Source organism: Bradyrhizobium sp. CCBAU 53351, from assembly GCF_015291745.1.
GTDB lineage: Bacteria > Pseudomonadota > Alphaproteobacteria > Rhizobiales > Xanthobacteraceae > Bradyrhizobium.
The window spans coordinates 5,132,817-5,150,536 of record NZ_CP030059.1 but is presented as its reverse complement, the minus strand read 5'-3'; the positions used below and the strand labels follow the sequence as shown (position 1 = coordinate 5,150,536).

Here is a 17,720-nt window from a genome sequence, read left to right as displayed (position 1 = left end):
GCCGCCGCCCGCAACCCTTTGGTCCGGGCCGACCATTTCAGCGCTTATTGGCCTGCCGCAGCAACCGCTCGCGCTCCATGGGCGTCACCTCCTTGGGCAGATTGGCCTGGGCACAGGCCTCCGCCAGCCGCCGCCGCTCCTGCCAGGGCTCCACCACGTTCATCCAGAGCTCGCGGGTGCCCATGATGGAGATGGCAAGGCCGAACGGGATCACGAAATAGAGAATGCGAAACACCAGGAGCGTCGCCAGGAGCTGCTCGCGGCCGAATTCGGGCAGCGCCAGCAGCATGGCGGCGTCGAACACCCCGATCGAGCCGGGCGCATGGCTGGCGAAGCCGAGCAGCGTCGCCAGGATGAACACCACGGCGAGCGACATGAAGTCGATCGGCGGGTTGGCCGGCATCAGGAGGTACATCGCCGTGGCGCAGAAGCCGAGATCGACCACCCCGATCAGGATCTGCACCAGGGTCAGCGGCGCGGAAGGCAGCACCACCTTCCAGCCCTTCTGGCCGAGCTCGCGTCGCTTCTCGCCCATGCAGAGCCAGACCAGATAGGCGCCGATCGAGGCGAGGCCGCCAAGCGCGATCAGCCGGTTGATCGACGACGGCAGCTGATCCATCGAGGACGCCGCATCCGGATGGATCGCCATGCCGATCGAGAGCACGAAGATGTTACCTAGCCAGAAGGTCAGGCCCGACAGGAAGCAGATCTTGGCGACGTCGATCGCGTTCAAGCCGTAGTCCGAATAGATCCGGAAGCGGATCGCGCCCCCGGTGAACACGGTGGCGCCGATGTTGTGGCCGATCGAATAGGACGTGAAGCTGGAGAGCGCCGCGATGCGATAGGGCACGTGCTTCTTGCCGATCGTTCGCAGTGCAAAAAAATCGTAGAAGGTCAGCGTACAGAACGCGAAAAACACGCAGATCGCCGCCAGCCCGATGCTCCCGCGGGGGATCTCGGTTAACGCAGTCAGGATGACCCCGGTATCGATGCCCTTGAGGGTCCGCACCAGCGTGGTGATCGCGAAAGCGATGATGAAGATGCTCGCGGCAACGCCAAGGCGTCGCCAGCCGATCCATCTCTTGAAGCCGCGTTTCAGCGCGGGCAGCAGTCCGTGCATTCATCCTCCCGGCGGGGGGCAAGACCGACCGGGCCAGGCATTGGCCAGTCGGGTGTGATCATGGCCAAAGGCGGGCATCGATCGCTCGGCATGATCCAGCTCATTTAAGGCAAAAACAGCGGCTTGTGCAGCCCTTGACAACAAGAGGTTCTGCGCTGGACCGGCCACTTTGTCATACGTGGTTCACATCGGAGGCGCGTTAAGCAGGCGCGTTAAGCATATGAGTCGTGAAACCGGCCCGGCTCGTGCGTTCGTATGGGCCCCATGATCTCAGGTCCCGGCGCCGGCCGCATTGTTCCAGCGCAAGCCTTACGGGTCTTTTTTGGAACGTCGATGCCGGGCGCTCGTTGGGCCCCATCAGCAACCGAGCATGGCGGAATAAGCGGCTTTTCGTGCAAGCCGCGGCCTTCGTGTTCCAAAAACCGGAAGAGGACGGACGATGGGACTGTTCACAAAAGACATCAAGACCATGAATGACCTGTTCGTGCACCAGCTTCAGGACATCTATTACGCCGAGCAGCAATTGACCAAGGCGCTGCCGAAGATGGCGAGCAAGGCCACGGATCCACAGCTGAAACAGGGCTTTTTGACGCACCTCGAGGAGACCAAGGAGCACGTCAAGCGGCTCGAGGAAGTGTTCAAGATGCATGGCGTCCCCGTGAAGGCGGTCGACTGTCCGGCGATCGACGGCATCATCGAGGAAGCCGACGAGACCGCCGGCGAAGTCGCCGACAAGGCGGTGCTCGATGCCGCGCTGATCAACGCGGCACAGGCCGCCGAACATTACGAGATCGTGCGCTACGGCAGCCTGATCGCCTGGGCCAAGCAGCTCGGCCGCAACGATTGCGCCAGCGTGCTCGCCAAGACGCTCGAGGAGGAAAAGGCGACCGACAAGAAGCTGACGACGCTCGCCGAGAGCAAGGTGAATTTGCGCGCGGCGAGCTGATGCAAGGCCAACCATGATTGGCGCCGCGCGGTGGTCCGCGCGGCGCTTCACGTTTAACATCATTATTCGGTCGGTCTCGAAGCATGACCGCGGGCTAAAGGCGTATATGTCGCAGGGGGCTGCAATCGAGGTGCAGCATGCGAGCCAACACCATCAAATATGAAACCTTCGACGGCAGGGCCGACACGCCACGCGCGGGCTCGGCTCTTGCGACTTCTCTCACGCTGGCTGCAATGAGCCTCGGCTATGGCGTGGTGCAGCTCGACGTCACCATCGTCAACACGGCACTCGATGCGATGGGCCGGGCGCTCGGCGGCGGCGTCCCCGAACTGCAATGGGTGGTCAGCGCCTACACTATCGCGTTTGCCGCCTTCATCCTGACGGCTGGCGCTCTCGGCGACCGGATCGGCGCCAAGCGCGTCTTCATGGCGGGGTTCGCCATCTTCACCGCGGCCTCGCTCGCCTGCGCGCTGTCACCCAATGCGGCCGTGCTGATCGGCGCCCGGCTGGTTCAAGGGCTGGCGGCGGCCATCCTGGTGCCGAACTCGCTTGCGCTGCTCAATCATGCCTATGCGGACGACCGTGCGCGCGGCCGCGCCGTTGCGGTCTGGGCCGCCGGAGCGAGCCTTGCGCTCACCGCCGGCCCCTTCGTCGGCGGCGCGCTGATCACGCTGGTCGGATGGCGCGCCATCTTCCTGGTCAATCTGCCGATCGGGCTCGCCGGCCTGTGGCTGAGCTGGCGCTATGCCAGCGAGACCACACGGGCGCGCTCGCGCGAGATCGATCTGCCCGGCCAGCTTGCCGCGATCGGCGCGCTGGGGGCGCTGGCCGGCGCCATTATCGAAGGCGGTGCGTTGGGTTGGGGACATCCGGCGGTGATCGCAGGCTTTGCCGGCTCGGCCATTCTCGCTGCGCTGTTCATCTGGCGCGAGAGTCGCGCGGCCCAGCCGATGCTGCCGTTGTCGCTGTTCGCCCACAGGCTGTTCGCGCTCACCTCGCTCGTCGGCCTGCTCGTCAACATCGCCATCTACGGCCTGATCTTCGTGCTCAGCCTGTACTTCCAGCGGATCAACGGGCTGTCGGCGTGGTGGACCGGGCTTGCTTTCGTGCCGATGATGGCGGCGGTGCTGCCGATCAATCTGCTGGCGCCGCGCCTCGCCGAGCGCATCGGCGCGTGCCCGACATCGTCGTCGGCGCCTGCGTGTCTGCGCTCGGCTGTCTCGGTCTGCTGTGGATCGCGGCCGACACGAGCTATTGGATGATCTGCGGGCAGATGATCGCGATCAGCGGCGGCCTTGGGCTATTGGTACCGCCGCTGACCTCGACCCTGCTGGGCAGCGTCGACAAAGCGCGCTCCGGCATCGCGGCGGGCGTCCTCAACGCGACGCGGCAGACCGGCAGCGTCCTCGGCGTTGCCTTGTTCGGATCGCTGATCGCGGGAACAGGCGCCTTCATGGAAGGCCTGCATGTGTCGTTGATCGTTTCAGCGGCGGTCTTGTTGCTGGCGGCGGCGGCGATCGGCTTCGGTGCACCGGCGCGAGAATGACAATGTGAACGAATCCGGACATCCGCCATTTACCATTCGCAGACCGGTCATGTAGCCGGTTACCGATCGTCCACCTCTGTCGGTTCAAGTGCGGGTCCATAGGGACGGGGCCCGCAATGTATCAAGTTCTCTACTGTCTTACCGAGGAGCACGATCTGCGCCTCGTCGCGCTCGGCGGTGCGGTGTGCCTGCTCGCCAGCGCAGCGGCGATCAGCCTGTTCCATCGCGCGCGTGCGACGCACGGGCTCGAGCGTCTTGCCTGGATCGGCCTCGATGCTGCCGTCAGCGGCTGCGGCATCTGGGCGACGCATTTCATCGCGATGCTCGCCTATGGGCCGGGAGGCGCGGGCGCCTACAACATCCCGGTGACGATCCTGTCGCTGATCTTTGCGATCGCCGTGACCTTCGTGGGGCTGAGCATCGCCGTATCGTCCTCGCGCGCGGCGTGGGTCGCCCTTGGCGGCGCCATCGTCGGCACCGGTGTCGCGGCGATGCATTACACCGGGATGGCGGCGCTGGAGATACCCGCGCGGGTGGGCTGGATCGGAAGCACGGTTGCTATCTCGATCCTGTCCGGAATTGTCTTTGCGGCGCTTGCCCTGTTCGTGGCGGCGCGACGCGATGACCTCTTCCATGCGCTGACGGCGACGGCGCTGCTGACGGTCGCCATCGTGGCACATCATTTCACGGCCATGGGCGCGGTGCTGCTGACGCCGGATCCGACGCTCGCAATCAGCGGCCTGTCGATCCCGCCGGCCTCGCTGTCCTTTCTCACCGCCAGCGCCGCGGTCGCGATCATCGCGATCGCCCTCGTGGCGGCGCTGCTCGACCGCCGCGCCAAGGGCGAACTGGGGGCCCAGCAAATGGTGTTGGATACGGCGCTCGAGAACATGTCGCAGGGGCTGTGCATGTTCGACGCCGACGGCACGATCATCCTGTTCAACGAGCGCTATGCGGCGATGCTTCGCCGCACCGACATCGCGCTGACCGGCCGCCGGCTGGTCGACATCTTGCGGGATGAGCAGGCCAAGGGCCAGTGGCAGGGCGATGCCGATGAATTCTTCGCCCGCCTCGTCGCCGACGCGCGCGAGGGCCGCACCACGACCGACGTGGTCAACCGGTTCGGCCGCTCCATCCGGGTGGTCAACCAGCCGATGCACGGCGGCGGCTGGGTCGCGACCTTCGAGGACATCACCGAATGGCTGGAGGCGCAGGCCAAGATCTCGCACATGGCGCGCCATGATGCGCTGACCAGCCTGCCGAACCGCGTGCTGTTCCACGAGCAGCTCGAGCAGGGGCTGCGCCGGACAAGGTCGGGCGAGCAGCTCGCGGTGCTCTGTCTCGATCTCGACCACTTCAAGGACATCAACGACTCGCTCGGCCATCCCATCGGCGATGCGCTGCTGAAGGAGGTCGGCCGCAGGCTGACGGCCGTCGTCGACGAAAGCGACACCGTGGCGCGGCTGGGCGGCGACGAGTTCGCCGTGGTCCAGATCGGACGCTCCGAGGAAACCGCCGCGAGGTCGCTCGCCCGCCGTCTCGTCGAGGTCATCTCGGCACCGTACGAGATCGACGACCATCAGATCGTGATCGGCGTCTCGATCGGCATCTCGCTGTCGCCGCAGGACGGCAGCGACCCGGACGAATTGCTGAAGAATGCCGACCTCGCACTCTACCGCGCCAAGGCGGACGGCCGCGGCACCTATCGCTTCTTCGAGACCGGGATGGATGCCCGCGCGCAGGCGCGGCGGCTCCTGGAAATGGATCTGCGCGCGGCGCTGCAACGTGGCGAGTTCGAGCCGTACTACCAGCCGATCCGCGACGTCATCAGCGGTCGCGTCGTCGCTTTCGAGGCGCTGCTGCGCTGGAACCATCCGCACCGCGGCCTGATCGCACCCATCGACTTCATCCCGCTGGCCGAGGAGACCGGACTGATCGTCCAGCTCGGCGAATTCGTGCTGCGCTCCGCCTGCATCGACGCGGCGAGCTGGCCTGACGACGTCGACGTCGCCGTCAATCTGTCGCCGGTGCAGTTCAAGAATCCGAACCTGATCGCGTCCGTGACCGAGGCGCTGACCGCTTCGGGGCTCGATGCGCGACGCCTCGAGCTCGAGATCACCGAATCGGTGCTGCTGCAGAACAGCGAGGCGACGTTGACCACCCTGCACGAGCTGCGCGGCATGGGGGTGCGGATCTCGCTCGACGATTTCGGCACCGGCTATTCGTCGCTCAGCTATCTGCGCAGCTTCCCGTTCGACAAGATCAAGATCGACCGCTCGTTCGTGTCGGAGCTGGCGACGCGCGAGGATTCCATGGCGATCATCCGCGCCGTGACCGGCCTCGGCCGCAGCCTCGGCATCGTCACCACCGCGGAAGGCGTCGAGAATGATGCGCAGCTCGAGCTGCTCAGGCGCGAGGGCTGCAATCAGGCGCAGGGCTATCTGTTCAGCAAGCCGCGGCCGGCCTCCGACGTGACGATCATGCTGGACCGCCCGCGGCTGTTGGCGTCGGCGTGACGTTCAGCCGCGGCGCAGCGCGAAATGGGCGCCGCAGAACGCCATGACGGCGCCAAGGCATAGCGCGGCGAGCCCGGCCAGCACGCCCGAGACGGTCGGGATCGGGCTCGGCGCCGAGGCCACCTGACCCGCGCCCGCGAGCAGGAGCACGCCGACTGCGATCAGGAACTGCCGCATCCGCTGCGGGATCTGGCCGGACACGGCGCTCTGCATCAAGCTCGCCGTGAAATAGCCGCCGGAGAATCCGACCGAGGCGATCAGCCACCAGGCAATCGCCGCGCCCGCGGGGATGAATTCGGCCGTGTCGGAACGCCAGAGCCCGCCGAGGTCGAGGCCGTAGCGCGCGCCCAGCATGTGCACCGCGAGCGCCAGCAGCACGCCGGAGATCATTGCGGCGCCGAGAATCAGACGGCGCGGAAAAAAGGTCGTCTCAACCATGCCTCGCTTGTAGGATGGGCGAGGGCGATCGCGCAAGCGGATCGCCGGCGGGATGGCGCGGACGGGATCGCGCGGACGAGATCGGTTGTCGGGATGCAGGGTTCGGAGGCCGAGGCCGCGCCAGTTGTGAGCTATGCCTACAAGGCGTCGCTGATCGGCTCGGCGCATCGCTTCGAGCTGACGGAGCAGGGGCTGTCCTGGCACATCTCCGGCCGCTCGGGCCTGTGGCCTTATGACGAGATCAGTGCAATCCGGCTGTCGTTCCGCCCGGTGTCGATGCAGCAGCACCGCTTTCGCGCCGATGTCAGACACAGGAGCGGCCGCCGCATCGCGATCCTGTCGACGAGCTGGCAGACCGCGGCGCTGATGGCGCCGCAGGACAACGGCTTTCGCGCGTTCATCGTCGAATTGCATGCGCGGATGGCCGAGGCCGGCAGCCACGCGGCGCTGACCGCCGGGCTCGGCCGCACCGCCTATGCGATCGTGCTGGCATTCCTGGCGGCGCTGACGGTGGTGATGGCGGGCCTGTTGATCCGTGCGCTGATGATCGGCGAGCTCGCCGGCGCGCTGTTCATCGTCGGCTTTGCCGGGCTGTTCGCCTGGCAGGTCGGCGGCTTCGTGCGGCGCAACCAGCCACGCGCCTATACCCTGGCGCGCCTGCCGCAATCGCTGCTGCCGTAGCTTGCAACCGGCCGCTGATCGATTGTCAGCGGGGCCTGCCGCCGGGCTCGGAGCAATCCAAATAAACGCCGATGAGCGGCCATGGTCCGAGCGGACATTCCTGCGGAACTTGTCCTCGGCTGGAGGTGCGTTGGCGAAAGGGCCCCCGCGATCTACTCCGTGGAGTCGAAATCCTCTTCCTTGGTGCCGAGCAGCGACACGATGGTGCGCAGGCCGGAATCGAGCTGTTCGAAGGTGGGCGGGGCGAGTGCGAGGCGCACCGCGTTCGGGGCATGACCGTGGGCGATGGCGAAGGTGGAGGACGGCGTCAGTGCAATGCCGCGCCGGGCCGCAGCGGCAACAAAGGTCTGCGAGCGCCAATGCGGCGGCAGCGTCAGCCACAGATGATAGGAGCGCGGGTCGGCGGCGAGCTGGTAGCCGGCGAGCAGCCGTGCCGCGGTCTGCTGACGCCGCGAGGCGTCGATGCGTTTCAGGCGCGTGAGCTCGGCGACGGTGCCGTCGGCCATCAGCCGCTGCCCGGACGCCAGCGCGTGGCCGGAGGCGATCCAGCCGCCGGTGCGGACCGCGCTCATCACGCTCTCGCGCAATTGCGGCGGCGCCACGAGGATGCCGAGCGCAAGGCCCGGCGCGACCTTCTTCGACAGGCTGTCGATCACGATACAGCGGTCCGGCCCGAGAGCTGCCAGCGGCGTGTCGTCGGCGAGGAAGCCGTACACGGCGTCCTCGATGATGGTAAGGTCGAGCTTTTCGGCGACGCGCATGATGTCGGCGCGCCGCGTCGCGTTCATGGTGACGCCGAGCGGGTTCTGGATGATGGGCTGCAGATACAGCGCCGACAGATGCGCCTCGCGATGCGCCTTCTGAATGGCGTCGGGCCGCGCGCCGTACTCGTCCATCGGAATCGGGACCAGCGTGATGCCGAGCCGCGCCGCGATGCTCTTGACGTAGGGATAGGTGAGCGCCTCGACGCCGCAGCGGCCGCCGGTGGGCACGAGCGCCGCGAGCGCGGCCGCGAGCGATTGCTTGCCATTCGCCGTGAAGACGATCTGCTCGGCCTGCGGCGCGAAATCCTTGCGCGCGAGATAGGCGGCGGCCGCATTGCGCGCGCTCTTGGTGCCGGTGCTGGTGGAGACGCGCAGCGCTGATTCGAGCGCATCGACGCGCTCCAGTCCCGCAAGGCTCTTGGCGATCATCGCCCATTGCTGCGGCAATAGCGGGTAATTGACCTCGAAATCGATCCGCGCCTCGCGCGGCTCGCTCAGCGCCTCGACCTCGCGCCTGATGTCGCCGGAGATGAAAGTACCGCGGCCGACCTCGCCGACCACGAGCCCACGGCGGAGCAACTCCGTATAAACCCGGCTCGCGGTCGAGACCGCGATGCCACGATCATAGGCAAAATTGCGCTGCGGCGGCAGCCGATCGCCGGGCCTTAACGTGCCGTTAGAGATATCCGAGGCAATGGCATCGGCAAGCTTCACGTACTCGAACTTGGACATTATTGCACCGAGAGCAATGTTTTACTTGCTCCGAGTAGTGTACTGAAGCATTTAAGTTCCATCAAGGTCCGCGATTGAGCCGAGGAGAGCGAGAGCAATCCGACGGCAAATGAGGTGCAGACGCCCAGTGCGTCCGCGCCAACGGCATTGGCTTTCGCCGCGCGGAACGACAGGCCGGAGAAGAAAAATGACCATTATCTCGCAAACTGCCGGGCGGAGTTTACGCCCATCCTCGACGAGCGGATTTTTCACCACGCTCGCCCACGCCGCTTATGCGCTGTTCGATCGCCTCGAGCGCCGTACCGCCGTCAAGACGCTGAACGAGCTCGACGACCGCGCCCTGCGCGACATCGGGATCACGCGCAGCCAGATCGAGGACGCCGTCTACGGGCAGTTCAAGTCCGAGTTGACGCGGTATCTGTAAGCCACCACTGTCGCGTCCCGGACGCGCAGCAACGCGTTGCTGCGCAGAGCCGGGACCCAGGGGCCGCGCACACGCTGCAACATGGGCCTCGGCTCTGCAGCGCACCGCTTGGCGCTGCGCTATGGGTTTCGCTTCGTTCTACCCATCCTGCAATTCTGCAGACGTGGCTTCACATCCTCGCGACGCGTTTCGCCCGAGCTTTGCTTGATCTCTTCGCCCTCATCGAAAGAGGGCGCAGGAAAGGCCGGGAGCCGGTTGGCTCCCGTGGACCGCCATGCCAAGGGCAGACTGCGTGTGCTGCTGCATAGCGGAGAACAGGGCAACCGGGGACATCCCGGCCTTCCCTGCGCAGTGGTTTGAACGGCTTATGTCGTGCTCTCCCCGGGGAGCGTTGCACTGTTGCCCCCGTCGCCTTGCGGATGGCTGACGCGCGTACCCGGTCGGGCCGCTACATCACCGCAAGACTTGACGCCAGACTGCGGGCGCCAGGACCACACGATTTTGCCGTACGCTGATGGCACCGGTCGTGTGCGCGATGGCCTTGCTCACGGTTGCCCGCCCTGCAAAAGCCGGTCGCGCCGGTATCATCAGCGCCCACCGCCGCCCGGCCCGCGTTCGTGACGATCGCGATACGCCCCTTGTGCTTGGGCCGGGTTGCCGCGATGGATACGCCATTCCGAATTTCGGTAAAGCGGAATATTTTTGCCAGCGCGGATTGACCGATGGCTCGGGTGTTTTGCCCGGCGGCAGCGCAAGGGATTGTGGCCTCGCTTCCCTCCTGCTGGGGAACAGTCCCGGAGAAGGGCCCGCCCTCGCAAGCAAAAACGCCGCCCGCTTGAAATGAGGCGCAGGCGGCGGCTGATCAGCCCCGGGAGGGTGAGAGTAAAATCCCGATACCAATAGGTCTTTACGCAGAGGGCGTAGGTTCAGCCAATTGGAGATTGAGACCTAAAGCGGCGCCAACAGGCCCGGCGAGGTCAACCACTTGTTGACCTCTCCGGCAACATCGATCTGCCGGGCTTTTCGCAAAAGCTCCGAACGGCGGATACCAGTGGGCATCTCTTTGGCCTGCTGGCGAAGGTTGAGTGCCTCTTGCGCCAGGCGATATTCGAATGTCGATGATGGTTCTGGGAATCGTCGAGCCAAGATTTTCATGCTCCGCTGCGGGGGAAAGCGGGAGCGCAACTCGCGTTCACACCACCGATAGATGCTACGGGCCGCTCGGCGGTGGCGAGACAATGCGACTTTATCTGCTGGATAGCGAGTGCTTTATTTCGTTTCCGCGCGGGAACTATCTGTGAAACTCAGCAGCCGCGGCAAATATTCTTCAGCTTCGCGGCAGTTCGAGCGTCTTCCGCAAGAAACGGATCCTTGTCACCTGACGATGAGCTGATGCTCGCTTGGGCGGGCCTCGCTGTTCTTGGAGGAAATGCCGCATCGTAACACGACAGGCGCGCGTTGGTGCTTTCGATTGCACGGCAGTTTGGCTCCGCCGCAACAGCTGCGGTCGTGGATGTGCCCACCACCGCCGCCAGCAAGAGCGCTCTGGTCCATTTGCTCGTTCGGGCCGGCGTCATGCTGAACACTCCATGTTACTTGGTTGTATTCGCCCAAATGGGCCGCTCGCCGGTCCAGGCCGGCAGGGCATCCCATTCGGACCGGCGCATCCTGCGCTCCTCGTTTCCGACCCTCACGAAGACGAAGGGAGCATCGTCCCGACCTGTCTTCGAACCCGTGAAAACCGCCGGAACGCCGTAGGCATCTCTGATGATTGCTGTGTTTGCCATTGCCGCCTGCTGTCTCGGCTCGCGTGCTCGCGAGTTGGCTGAAGCGCCGCGCTTTGCATTTTGGCGCGGGTCATCGTCGGACCGCCCGCCGCTAGAGAACGGCCACGATCGCGATCAGCAGAACGAGGAAAATAGGCACCAGTAAAGGTGGCACGAGCCACTCACGAATGTCGAATTTGACCGAATCGGACATCTGACCGCCTTCTGTCGGGTGGAGGCGGGAGCGCGATGCTCTCAGTCACCGATAACAGCCAAGAAGCGCGCGGTGATGCCAGCCTTGTAGCACTCGCCTTGCCAATTAGCGAGATCAATCTCGTCGATCTTGCGTGCAATAACCCGGACGAGCGGCTCATACCAGTTCATCAGTCCACACCTTGAAGCTGATGAGCTCGCCTGGTCCGAAAATATGAACAATCGGAACATCCGCCGCATCGCGGCCTTGGGCGATCAGCACACGGCCGATGCGCGGGGTGTTGTTGCGTGCATCGAAGGTGTACCAGCGGCCGCCAAGGTAGGCATCGAACCAACCCGCAAAGTCGCCGGGGGCATGCGGCGGCGGAATGCCGATGTCGCCGAGATAGCCGGTGCAGTAGCGCGCTGGAATGTTCATGCAGCGGCAGAACGCGATGGCGAGATGCGCATAGTCCCGACAGACGCCCTTCTGCTCATTGAAGACCTCCCACGCCGTCATGGTCGCCCGCGCGTGCTCGTATCCGAACGCGATGTGATGGTGGACGAAATCGCAGATCGCCTGGACGCGCGCCCAGCCGGGCGCCGTTTTCTCGAACAGCTTCCACGCGATGTCGGAAAGCCGATCTGTTTCGCAATACCTGCTGCCGAGCAGATAGAGCAGGGTGTCCGATGGAAGATCCTCGACCGCGTGCTGCGCGGCTGAAGGCACGATCACATCGGGCAAGCCGCTGTCGCGCACCGTTCCGTCGGCAGTAAGGCGCATGCGGCCGCGGGGCGCAACCATCCGGCTGCACCAGTTCCCGAAGCTGTCGCGGTAAGGCGTGATCGGAACGGAAGGCGAAGTGATGAGGTGATCCGGTACGACAACATCGGATGCCCGCGTGAAATGCGTTCCGACCATCGCGATCAATGGCGTGACTTGCGGGAAGTCGTAGATCATTTCGAAGCCGACCCGGATCTGCATGCTTAGGCCTCGGCTCCAACTGCGCTGACTGGAATTGGCCGGCGGATGAGTCGGGTTAGCTCGAACTCAGGTCGGCATCGCTGCGACAGTCCGGTCTGCGGCATCGCTGAAGAGGAAATGGCTATGCAGCTGACCGAGCGCAATGCCAAGTGCGGGAAGGCCAAGGCACGTCCCATCACCATGCCGTGTCCGACCATCCCGAGCGGAGGGCGCGGTGCTCGCCAGCATTCGCGGCGTCCATTGTCTAGTGCAATGTCGCGGCAGCGGCTTCATCGATGGCCGCCATCAAATCGGGCGTCGCAGATTGATGGACCATATGACCGACGCCGGCGATCCGGTGCAGTTTGCTTTGCTTGATCTCTTCGTGGAGCCTGACCGATTGCTTTTCGATGTCGATCAGACGGTCGTCCTCACCCCCGATGATGATCGTGGGCATCCTGAGCTCACTATAGGTCTTCGCAGCGACAAAAGCCGCCGGGACCATCAAGGCCGCTTCTGCGGCACTGGCAAGCATCTGTGCTGGCCGTACAGCCATTGCTTTGGGAAAGTCGGCGAATTTCTCGGGGACTTTGCGCGGGCCGAATAGCTTGCGCAACATCACAGGCCACATCAGCCGCCCGAAGATCGGGGATATTGTGTAACTGATGATATCGCCGAGTCCAGGGATTGCAGGTGCCAAAGAGGCCGTGGCGTCGGTGCGGGCGGTCGGGAAATAATATCCCGACGCCAGCACCAATGCTTCGACCAGCGATGCATGCCTGATCGCCAGCGCCACTGCGAGCGACGCTCCCCATGAGTGCCCCAGCACAATCGCGCGCTGAACGTCCAGACGGCCGAGTGCTTCCCTGAACAGATCTGCCTGGGTCTCAGGGGTCCAAACCGCATTGCGGGGCCGCAAGCTATGTCCGAATCCCGGGCGGTCGAAGACGATAACCCGGTAGTTTTTGGCGGCCAGATCAATCAAGCCGCTCGACTCGAAGTCCTGGATCATGCTGCCGTTGCCATGAAAGAGCACCAGTGGCCGGCCGTTGCCGCGCTCTACATAGTGCAGACGCACGCCATTGACCTCGATGAACCGCCCCTGTGGCGGATTATCGCGTTGTGCCTTCCTGGCAAGCTGGCGATTGATGAGAGCTGTCCCCAGAAGCACCGCTCCAATTCCAGCAACAGCGGCGAGCGCGGGATATTGCCTTGCGGCACTGAGCGAGTTGGAGACGAGCGAAGGGGAGCGTGTGCGCAGCAAGGTCATGGCAGTACCTCAGTGGGTTCTGCACGATGCCTCAGGGCAATGAGAAATGTTGCAGGTAATTCAAACGAGGGCGTCGTCCGTTGGTTCCTGTGCGGCGCCCGAATCTGACCGTTCTTCTCGTTACCGCATTCACTCTTAGGCAAAGCGCCGCACCTGCACGCGGGCAGGTCAGCGCCAGTCTGTTGCGGGCCTAGATGCCTAGCCCGGGCCCGGTGTCTCGTCCTTCTTCGGCGATCGCAACGCCGGAGAGGAGAGCCAATCATCCATATGTGCCGCCATCTCGGCCTGCCGGGCCCTTTTCGTTGCAGCTTCCCGCAACGGGCCATGCGGTAGCAGCTTCGCTTCCTCTTTTAGCTTTATAGCCTCTTCGAGGAGGCGCTCATTGAGCGATTTTGTGTGTTTGAACCGGTGACGCTGCATCTGGCGTTCCTTTCCGTGAGGGCGGGAGCGCGATCAGGCGTTCTCATCACCGATGATAGCCGAGAGCCGGGCGGCGATGACGGTGAACGTTCCAACCGAGGAACTGTTCCATCCTATCATGCTCTACGAACTCGCCGCTGGTGTAGCGCACGACGTGGCCGGCGCTGGAGCCGAGGAAATAGGTGCGCATCGCCGATGCGAGGTCATCCCAGGGACAGCCATAAGCTCGATCATCTTCGGACCTCTCGGGTTTGCGGCGAGGCCGTGTCGCGGCGCCGTGCTGGCGCCGGCGCCGGACGTCGAGCCGTCGCAAGCGCGTGATGACGCGGCCGCCGAGCAGGGTGATGCGCGCCGCGGCTTGTTTGACGACGAACAGGATCGTCGCGACGCGGCTCAGCACCCCGACCAGGACCAGCACCGAGAAGATGTCGATATAGGCGAGGAAGTCGCCGATCAGCATCAGTTCCGGCGGAATCGGAATCCTGTGATAGTAGGCGAGGACAAGGATCGCGACGGGGATCAAGGCGATGATCTTCCGCGCGGTCAGCCTGTCCAACTGCGCCGCCAGTTGGACGACCAGCACCTCCCACAGCGCATCACCGATCGCGAGCGGGACCTCGTAGGTCCATCTTCGCCACCATCGCTTCATGGCGCTGCGCTCCATCCGGGCTACGACCGCGTTTGCTCCGAGCTAGTGCCTCACAACCAGCACCGAGCATTTTGCGTAGCGCACGACGTGGCCGGCGTTGGAGCCGAGGAAATAGGTGCGCATCGCCGGCCGGTGCGAGGTCATCACGATCAGATCGGCCTTCATGTGCACGGCTTCCTCCAAGATCTCGTGGTAGATGCCGCCCTGGCGGACCACGCTGGAGATGCGGGCGGGGTCGATGCCGGACTCGCGCGCGACGATGGCGAGCGCCTCCTCCGAGGTCTGGCGCTGCTGCTCGTCGAAATCGGCCGGCACGTATTCGGCCAGCATCACCGGCGTCATCGGCAGCACGTTGAGCAGCCGCACCTGGCCGCTCCAGGTCTGCGACAGCGTGGCCGCGGTCGCGATCGCCGGCTTGGCCAGATCGGTGTCGGCGAGGTCGATGGGCACGAGGATGGACTTGAACATCTGCGCCTCCAAATCTTCAGCCCTTGATCGCACTGGATCAACCGGTCGAGACGGCGCTCGCGCGTCTCAAGCCGATCGAAGCAGCTTGGGGCTGGTGAACAGCACCAGTTTGCCGCGGCGGTAGGCCACGTCACCCCAATCCTTGACGTCAAAGTCGAAGATCGCAAGCCCCGAGGTGGGCAGATTGTCGGCGAGCGCCTTGGCACCGGCAGGATCGCCGCCGCCCATCAGCATCAGCGCGGCCTCGTGCATGCCGGGATTATGGGCGACCAGCAGCAATTGCCTGGGATTGGCAGGGGCCGTTGCAGTGCGAATGGAGTCCAGAATCTGCGCGGGATCGGCGCCGTAGAGTTCCGGCAGGATCTCGACCTGCGGCACCGGGACGCGGTCCTTCATCGCCGCCCAGGCGGTGTCCCAGGTCTGCCTGGCACGGACGGCGTGCGACACCAGCACGGTATCGGGGAAGGGCGGATGGGTGGCGATCCAGTCGCCGATCTGCGCGGCATCCCTATGGCCGCGGTCGTCGAGGCGGCGGTCCTGGTCACGGCCGCTCGGCGCGTCAGTCTCTGTCTTGGCGTGACGCAGCAGCATCAAACGGCGCATGGCATTCTCGAATCGTTCCACGTCCAGAATAATCTACAGGTGCCGGTTGAGGACAAGGTGACAGGCGCCCGGTTGGTATCTTAAGAAACGACATGAGCGAGACTTACACAAGCGTGTCCCAGGACGAAGCCGGCTTTCGCGACCGCACGCGGCTGTCGTTCGACCTCGACGCCGACATCTGCGTCATCGGTGCGGGGCTGGCCGGGCTCACCATCGCGCTGGAGGCGGCCCGGTTGGGGGCCAGTGTCGCGGTGCTCGAGGGCCGCCATATCGGCTGGAACGCGTCCGGCAACCAGCTCGGCACGGTGATGCCGGGCTTTGCCCTGCCGCTCACCGACCTGATCGAGCGCATCGGCTTCGAGGACGCGCGTGAATTGTGGACGCTGTCGAAGGAGGGCGCAGAATTCGTCCGGGCCAACGCCACGGAAGAGAACATGCCGGGGATCGGACTGAGCGAGGGTGTGCTGGAGGTCTCCAACGTCGATGCCGGCGACCGGCTGATCAGCCGGCTGCAGATGCTGAACGAGGATTTCGACACCGAGGTCGAGGGTTGGCAGGTCGATCGCGTCCGCGAGGTGCTCAAGACCGATCGTTACTTCCACGGCGTGCATTATCCGAAGGCGTTTCAGGTCGACGGCCGCAAATATGTCCATGGCCTCGCGGCGCTGGCGCGTCGGGCAGGCGCCCGCATTTTCGAGGACACGCCGGTCGTCAGCATCGATCATTCCGGCATCCGCAAGCGCATCGTCACGCCCTCGGCGCGGCTGCGCGCCACCCACATCGTGCTCGCAGGCAACATCCATCTCGGCGCGCCCCTGCGGCGCCTGTCGGAGACGCTGCTGCCGGTCTGGCGCTATGCCGGAATCACCGCGCCGCTCGGCGAGCGCGTGCATGAGATCATCGCCTTCAAGGGATCGGTGATGGACTCCGACGGCGTCGACCATTTCCGCATCGTCGACGGCGACCGGCTGATGTGGGAGAGCCCCGAGACCACCTGGGCTGCGCGTCCGCAGCGCTTTGCGGGCGCCGTCAGGCGGCGGATCCGCACGATCTTTCCGGCGCTCGGCAATGTCGAGGTCACCGACATGTTCGGCGGCGCCACCGGCCAGACCGTGCACGGCATGCCGCAGATCGGCCAGTTGCGCAAAGGCCTGTGGGTGGCGAGCGGGTTCGGGCGCCAGGGCATGAATACCTCGGCCATGGCCGGGCAGATGATCGTGCGGAGCATCCTGTGGGGCGATGAGCGCTGGAAGTTGTTCTCGCCGTTCGAGCTGGTCTGGGCTGGCGGCGCCACCGGACGGGTCGCGGGCCAGTTGGTCGGGATCTGGGGCAGGGCGAGTTCCGCAGCCGCAGGCTCGCTCGCCCGGTACCGTGAACGGGCCAGGCTCAGGGATTACCAGCGCGAGGCGCGTCTTGCCGAAGCCAACCGGGCCGCCGGCACCGGTCCGCGCCGCCCGCCGCCCGGAGTCAGGCCGCGGCCGGCCCCGCCGCCGAAACCCGCCGCCCAAGCGGGCGACCCGACTTCGGAACCGGCCTCCCACGACGCCGGCGTTGCGCGATAAACCGGCGAAAAATTCCGCCCGGACGTGTAACTTCGGCCGTTAGAGCCCGTATCTCAGGGCGTGGAGCTCCCGCACGGAGAATGAGATGTTTGACCGCCGCATCCTGTTGACGACCGCCGCCGGCCTGTTCGGCCTTGGGGCCTTCCGCTGGCTCAGAGCAACGCCTGCCGAGGCCGGCGAGAAGACCGCGGAAAAATTCGAGATCACGAAGACGGAGGCTGAATGGCGCGCCCAGCTCACGCCGCAGCAATATGAGATCCTGCGCAATCACGGCACCGAGCGGCCGGGCTCCAGCCCGCTGTTGAAGGAGCACCGCAAGGGCACCTTCGCGTGCGCCGGCTGCGACCTGCCGCTGTTCGCGTCCGAAACCAAATTCGAGAGCGGCACGGGCTGGCCGAGCTTCTACCAGCCGATCGAGGGCAATGTCTGCAAGACCGAAGACCGGGCCTACGGCATGGTCCGCACCGAGGTGCACTGCCGGCGCTGCGGCGGCCATCTCGGCCACGTCTTCGACGACGGTCCGAAGCCGACCGGCCTGCGCTATTGCATCGACGGTTTCGGGCTGGTTTTCCATCCCGCAGCAGCGTCGGCGACGTAAGAAAGCCCCGGCAATTGTTGCCGGTCCCGGCAATTGTGCCCCGGTCGCCCGACCGGGGCTT

17 protein-coding genes and 1 pseudogene are annotated in these 17,720 nt (G+C 65.0%); 7 read left to right on the top strand and 11 right to left on the bottom strand.

The window, feature by feature from the left end:
- Positions 1-37: 37 nt before the first annotated feature.
- On the bottom strand, positions 38-1,120 hold the full coding sequence (locus tag XH83_RS24510) for a YbhN family protein (protein ID WP_194403273.1): 1,083 nt from the start codon (positions 1,118-1,120) through the stop codon (positions 38-40).
- 439 nt (positions 1,121-1,559) lie between these two features.
- Here XH83_RS24510 and XH83_RS24505 point away from each other — a divergent pair, with 439 nt between their 5' ends.
- The 3 genes and pseudogenes from XH83_RS24505 to XH83_RS24495 all read left to right on the top strand — a co-directional run bounded on the left by XH83_RS24505 (position 1,560) and on the right by XH83_RS24495 (position 6,128).
- A complete protein-coding gene (locus tag XH83_RS24505) occupies positions 1,560-2,066 on the top strand; it encodes a ferritin-like domain-containing protein (RefSeq protein WP_194403272.1) in 507 nt (168 codons plus the stop codon).
- Between the two features lie 137 nt (positions 2,067-2,203).
- Positions 2,204-3,612, top strand: a pseudogene (locus XH83_RS24500) (MFS transporter).
- Between the two features lie 116 nt (positions 3,613-3,728).
- A complete protein-coding gene (locus XH83_RS24495; RefSeq protein ID WP_194403271.1) occupies positions 3,729-6,128 on the top strand; it encodes an EAL domain-containing protein in 2,400 nt (799 codons plus the stop codon).
- A 3-nt stretch (positions 6,129-6,131) separates the two neighbouring features.
- On the opposite strand, the gene XH83_RS24490 is transcribed toward XH83_RS24495, so the two are convergent.
- Positions 6,132-6,566 carry a hypothetical protein gene (locus tag XH83_RS24490; protein WP_194403270.1) on the bottom strand — a complete coding sequence of 145 codons (435 nt, stop codon included), beginning with the start codon at positions 6,564-6,566 and terminating at the stop codon, positions 6,132-6,134.
- A gap of 93 nt (positions 6,567-6,659) precedes the next feature.
- Here XH83_RS24490 and XH83_RS24485 point away from each other — a divergent pair, with 93 nt between their 5' ends.
- A complete protein-coding gene (locus XH83_RS24485) occupies positions 6,660-7,247 on the top strand; it encodes a hypothetical protein (RefSeq protein WP_194403269.1) in 588 nt (195 codons plus the stop codon).
- Positions 7,248-7,399: 152 nt separating this feature from the next.
- Here the strand turns inward: XH83_RS24485 and XH83_RS24480 are convergent, their stop codons facing one another.
- Entirely contained in the window at positions 7,400-8,743 is a 1,344-nt protein-coding gene (locus tag XH83_RS24480; RefSeq protein WP_194403268.1) for a PLP-dependent aminotransferase family protein, read from the bottom strand.
- A 187-nt stretch (positions 8,744-8,930) separates the two neighbouring features.
- Between XH83_RS24480 and XH83_RS24475 the strand changes: the two genes are divergently transcribed.
- A complete protein-coding gene (locus tag XH83_RS24475) occupies positions 8,931-9,167 on the top strand; it encodes a DUF1127 domain-containing protein (RefSeq protein WP_194403267.1) in 237 nt (78 codons plus the stop codon).
- 948 nt (positions 9,168-10,115) lie between these two features.
- Here XH83_RS24475 and XH83_RS24470 read toward each other — a convergent pair.
- From XH83_RS24470 to XH83_RS24440, 8 genes are all read right to left on the bottom strand, one after another.
- The gene (locus XH83_RS24470; protein WP_194403266.1) at positions 10,116-10,322 is read right to left on the bottom strand and encodes a hypothetical protein; all 207 of its coding nucleotides are present in this window, start codon (positions 10,320-10,322) and stop codon (positions 10,116-10,118) included.
- 866 nt (positions 10,323-11,188) lie between these two features.
- On the bottom strand, positions 11,189-11,317 hold the full coding sequence (locus XH83_RS40240) for a hypothetical protein (protein ID WP_256438851.1): 129 nt from the start codon (positions 11,315-11,317) through the stop codon (positions 11,189-11,191).
- Entirely contained in the window at positions 11,304-12,110 is an 807-nt protein-coding gene (locus XH83_RS24465; RefSeq protein WP_194403265.1) for a transglutaminase family protein, read from the bottom strand. The genes XH83_RS40240 and XH83_RS24465 overlap by 14 nt, the downstream gene beginning before the upstream one ends.
- Positions 12,111-12,354: 244 nt before the next feature.
- Positions 12,355-13,359 (bottom strand): alpha/beta fold hydrolase, encoded by a 1,005-nt coding sequence (locus tag XH83_RS24460; RefSeq protein WP_194403264.1) that lies wholly within the window; start codon positions 13,357-13,359, stop codon positions 12,355-12,357.
- A gap of 198 nt (positions 13,360-13,557) precedes the next feature.
- Positions 13,558-13,779: a hypothetical protein gene (locus tag XH83_RS24455; protein WP_194403263.1), complete on the bottom strand. Its 222-nt coding sequence runs from the start codon at positions 13,777-13,779 to the stop codon at positions 13,558-13,560.
- Positions 13,780-13,825: 46 nt separating this feature from the next.
- Complete coding sequence (locus tag XH83_RS24450) at positions 13,826-14,428, bottom strand: hypothetical protein (protein ID WP_246776315.1); 603 nt, start codon at positions 14,426-14,428, stop codon at positions 13,826-13,828.
- Positions 14,429-14,470: 42 nt separating this feature from the next.
- Positions 14,471-14,896: a universal stress protein gene (locus XH83_RS24445; protein ID WP_194403262.1), complete on the bottom strand. Its 426-nt coding sequence runs from the start codon at positions 14,894-14,896 to the stop codon at positions 14,471-14,473.
- 66 nt (positions 14,897-14,962) lie between these two features.
- Positions 14,963-15,499, bottom strand: a complete 537-nt coding sequence (locus tag XH83_RS24440) for a histidine phosphatase family protein (RefSeq protein WP_194403261.1) — start codon at positions 15,497-15,499, stop codon at positions 14,963-14,965.
- 92 nt (positions 15,500-15,591) lie between these two features.
- Here XH83_RS24440 and XH83_RS24435 point away from each other — a divergent pair, with 92 nt between their 5' ends.
- Both XH83_RS24435 and msrB read left to right on the top strand, forming a co-directional pair.
- Positions 15,592-17,061 carry an FAD-binding oxidoreductase gene (locus XH83_RS24435; protein WP_194403260.1) on the top strand — a complete coding sequence of 490 codons (1,470 nt, stop codon included), beginning with the start codon at positions 15,592-15,594 and terminating at the stop codon, positions 17,059-17,061.
- 85 nt (positions 17,062-17,146) lie between these two features.
- Complete coding sequence (gene msrB / locus XH83_RS24430; RefSeq protein WP_194403259.1) at positions 17,147-17,659, top strand: peptide-methionine (R)-S-oxide reductase MsrB; 513 nt, start codon at positions 17,147-17,149, stop codon at positions 17,657-17,659.
- Positions 17,660-17,720 lie beyond the last annotated feature (61 nt).

What these genes read in the sequence shown, in the direction of transcription:
- XH83_RS24450 (WP_246776315.1), bottom strand. Translation starts at nt 14,428, where the DNA reads ATGAAGCGATGGTGGCGAAGATGGACCTACGAGGTCCCGCTCGCGATC.
- XH83_RS24455 (WP_194403263.1), bottom strand. Translation starts at nt 13,779, where the DNA reads ATGCAGCGTCACCGGTTCAAACACACAAAATCGCTCAATGAGCGCCTC.
- XH83_RS24470 (WP_194403266.1), bottom strand. Translation starts at nt 10,322, where the DNA reads ATGAAAATCTTGGCTCGACGATTCCCAGAACCATCATCGACATTCGAA.
- XH83_RS24480 (WP_194403268.1), bottom strand. Translation starts at nt 8,743, where the DNA reads ATGTCCAAGTTCGAGTACGTGAAGCTTGCCGATGCCATTGCCTCGGAT.
- msrB (WP_194403259.1), top strand. Translation starts at nt 17,147, where the DNA reads ATGTTTGACCGCCGCATCCTGTTGACGACCGCCGCCGGCCTGTTCGGC.
- XH83_RS24460 (WP_194403264.1), bottom strand. Translation starts at nt 13,359, where the DNA reads ATGACCTTGCTGCGCACACGCTCCCCTTCGCTCGTCTCCAACTCGCTC.
- XH83_RS24435 (WP_194403260.1), top strand. Translation starts at nt 15,592, where the DNA reads ATGAGCGAGACTTACACAAGCGTGTCCCAGGACGAAGCCGGCTTTCGC.
- XH83_RS40240 (WP_256438851.1), bottom strand. Translation starts at nt 11,317, where the DNA reads ATGAACTGGTATGAGCCGCTCGTCCGGGTTATTGCACGCAAGATCGAC.
- XH83_RS24465 (WP_194403265.1), bottom strand. Translation starts at nt 12,110, where the DNA reads ATGCAGATCCGGGTCGGCTTCGAAATGATCTACGACTTCCCGCAAGTC.
- XH83_RS24510 (WP_194403273.1), bottom strand. Translation starts at nt 1,120, where the DNA reads ATGCACGGACTGCTGCCCGCGCTGAAACGCGGCTTCAAGAGATGGATC.
- XH83_RS24445 (WP_194403262.1), bottom strand. Translation starts at nt 14,896, where the DNA reads ATGTTCAAGTCCATCCTCGTGCCCATCGACCTCGCCGACACCGATCTG.
- XH83_RS24505 (WP_194403272.1), top strand. Translation starts at nt 1,560, where the DNA reads ATGGGACTGTTCACAAAAGACATCAAGACCATGAATGACCTGTTCGTG.
- XH83_RS24485 (WP_194403269.1), top strand. Translation starts at nt 6,660, where the DNA reads ATGCAGGGTTCGGAGGCCGAGGCCGCGCCAGTTGTGAGCTATGCCTAC.
- XH83_RS24440 (WP_194403261.1), bottom strand. Translation starts at nt 15,499, where the DNA reads ATGCGCCGTTTGATGCTGCTGCGTCACGCCAAGACAGAGACTGACGCG.
- XH83_RS24475 (WP_194403267.1), top strand. Translation starts at nt 8,931, where the DNA reads ATGACCATTATCTCGCAAACTGCCGGGCGGAGTTTACGCCCATCCTCG.
- XH83_RS24495 (WP_194403271.1), top strand. Translation starts at nt 3,729, where the DNA reads ATGTATCAAGTTCTCTACTGTCTTACCGAGGAGCACGATCTGCGCCTC.
- XH83_RS24490 (WP_194403270.1), bottom strand. Translation starts at nt 6,566, where the DNA reads ATGGTTGAGACGACCTTTTTTCCGCGCCGTCTGATTCTCGGCGCCGCA.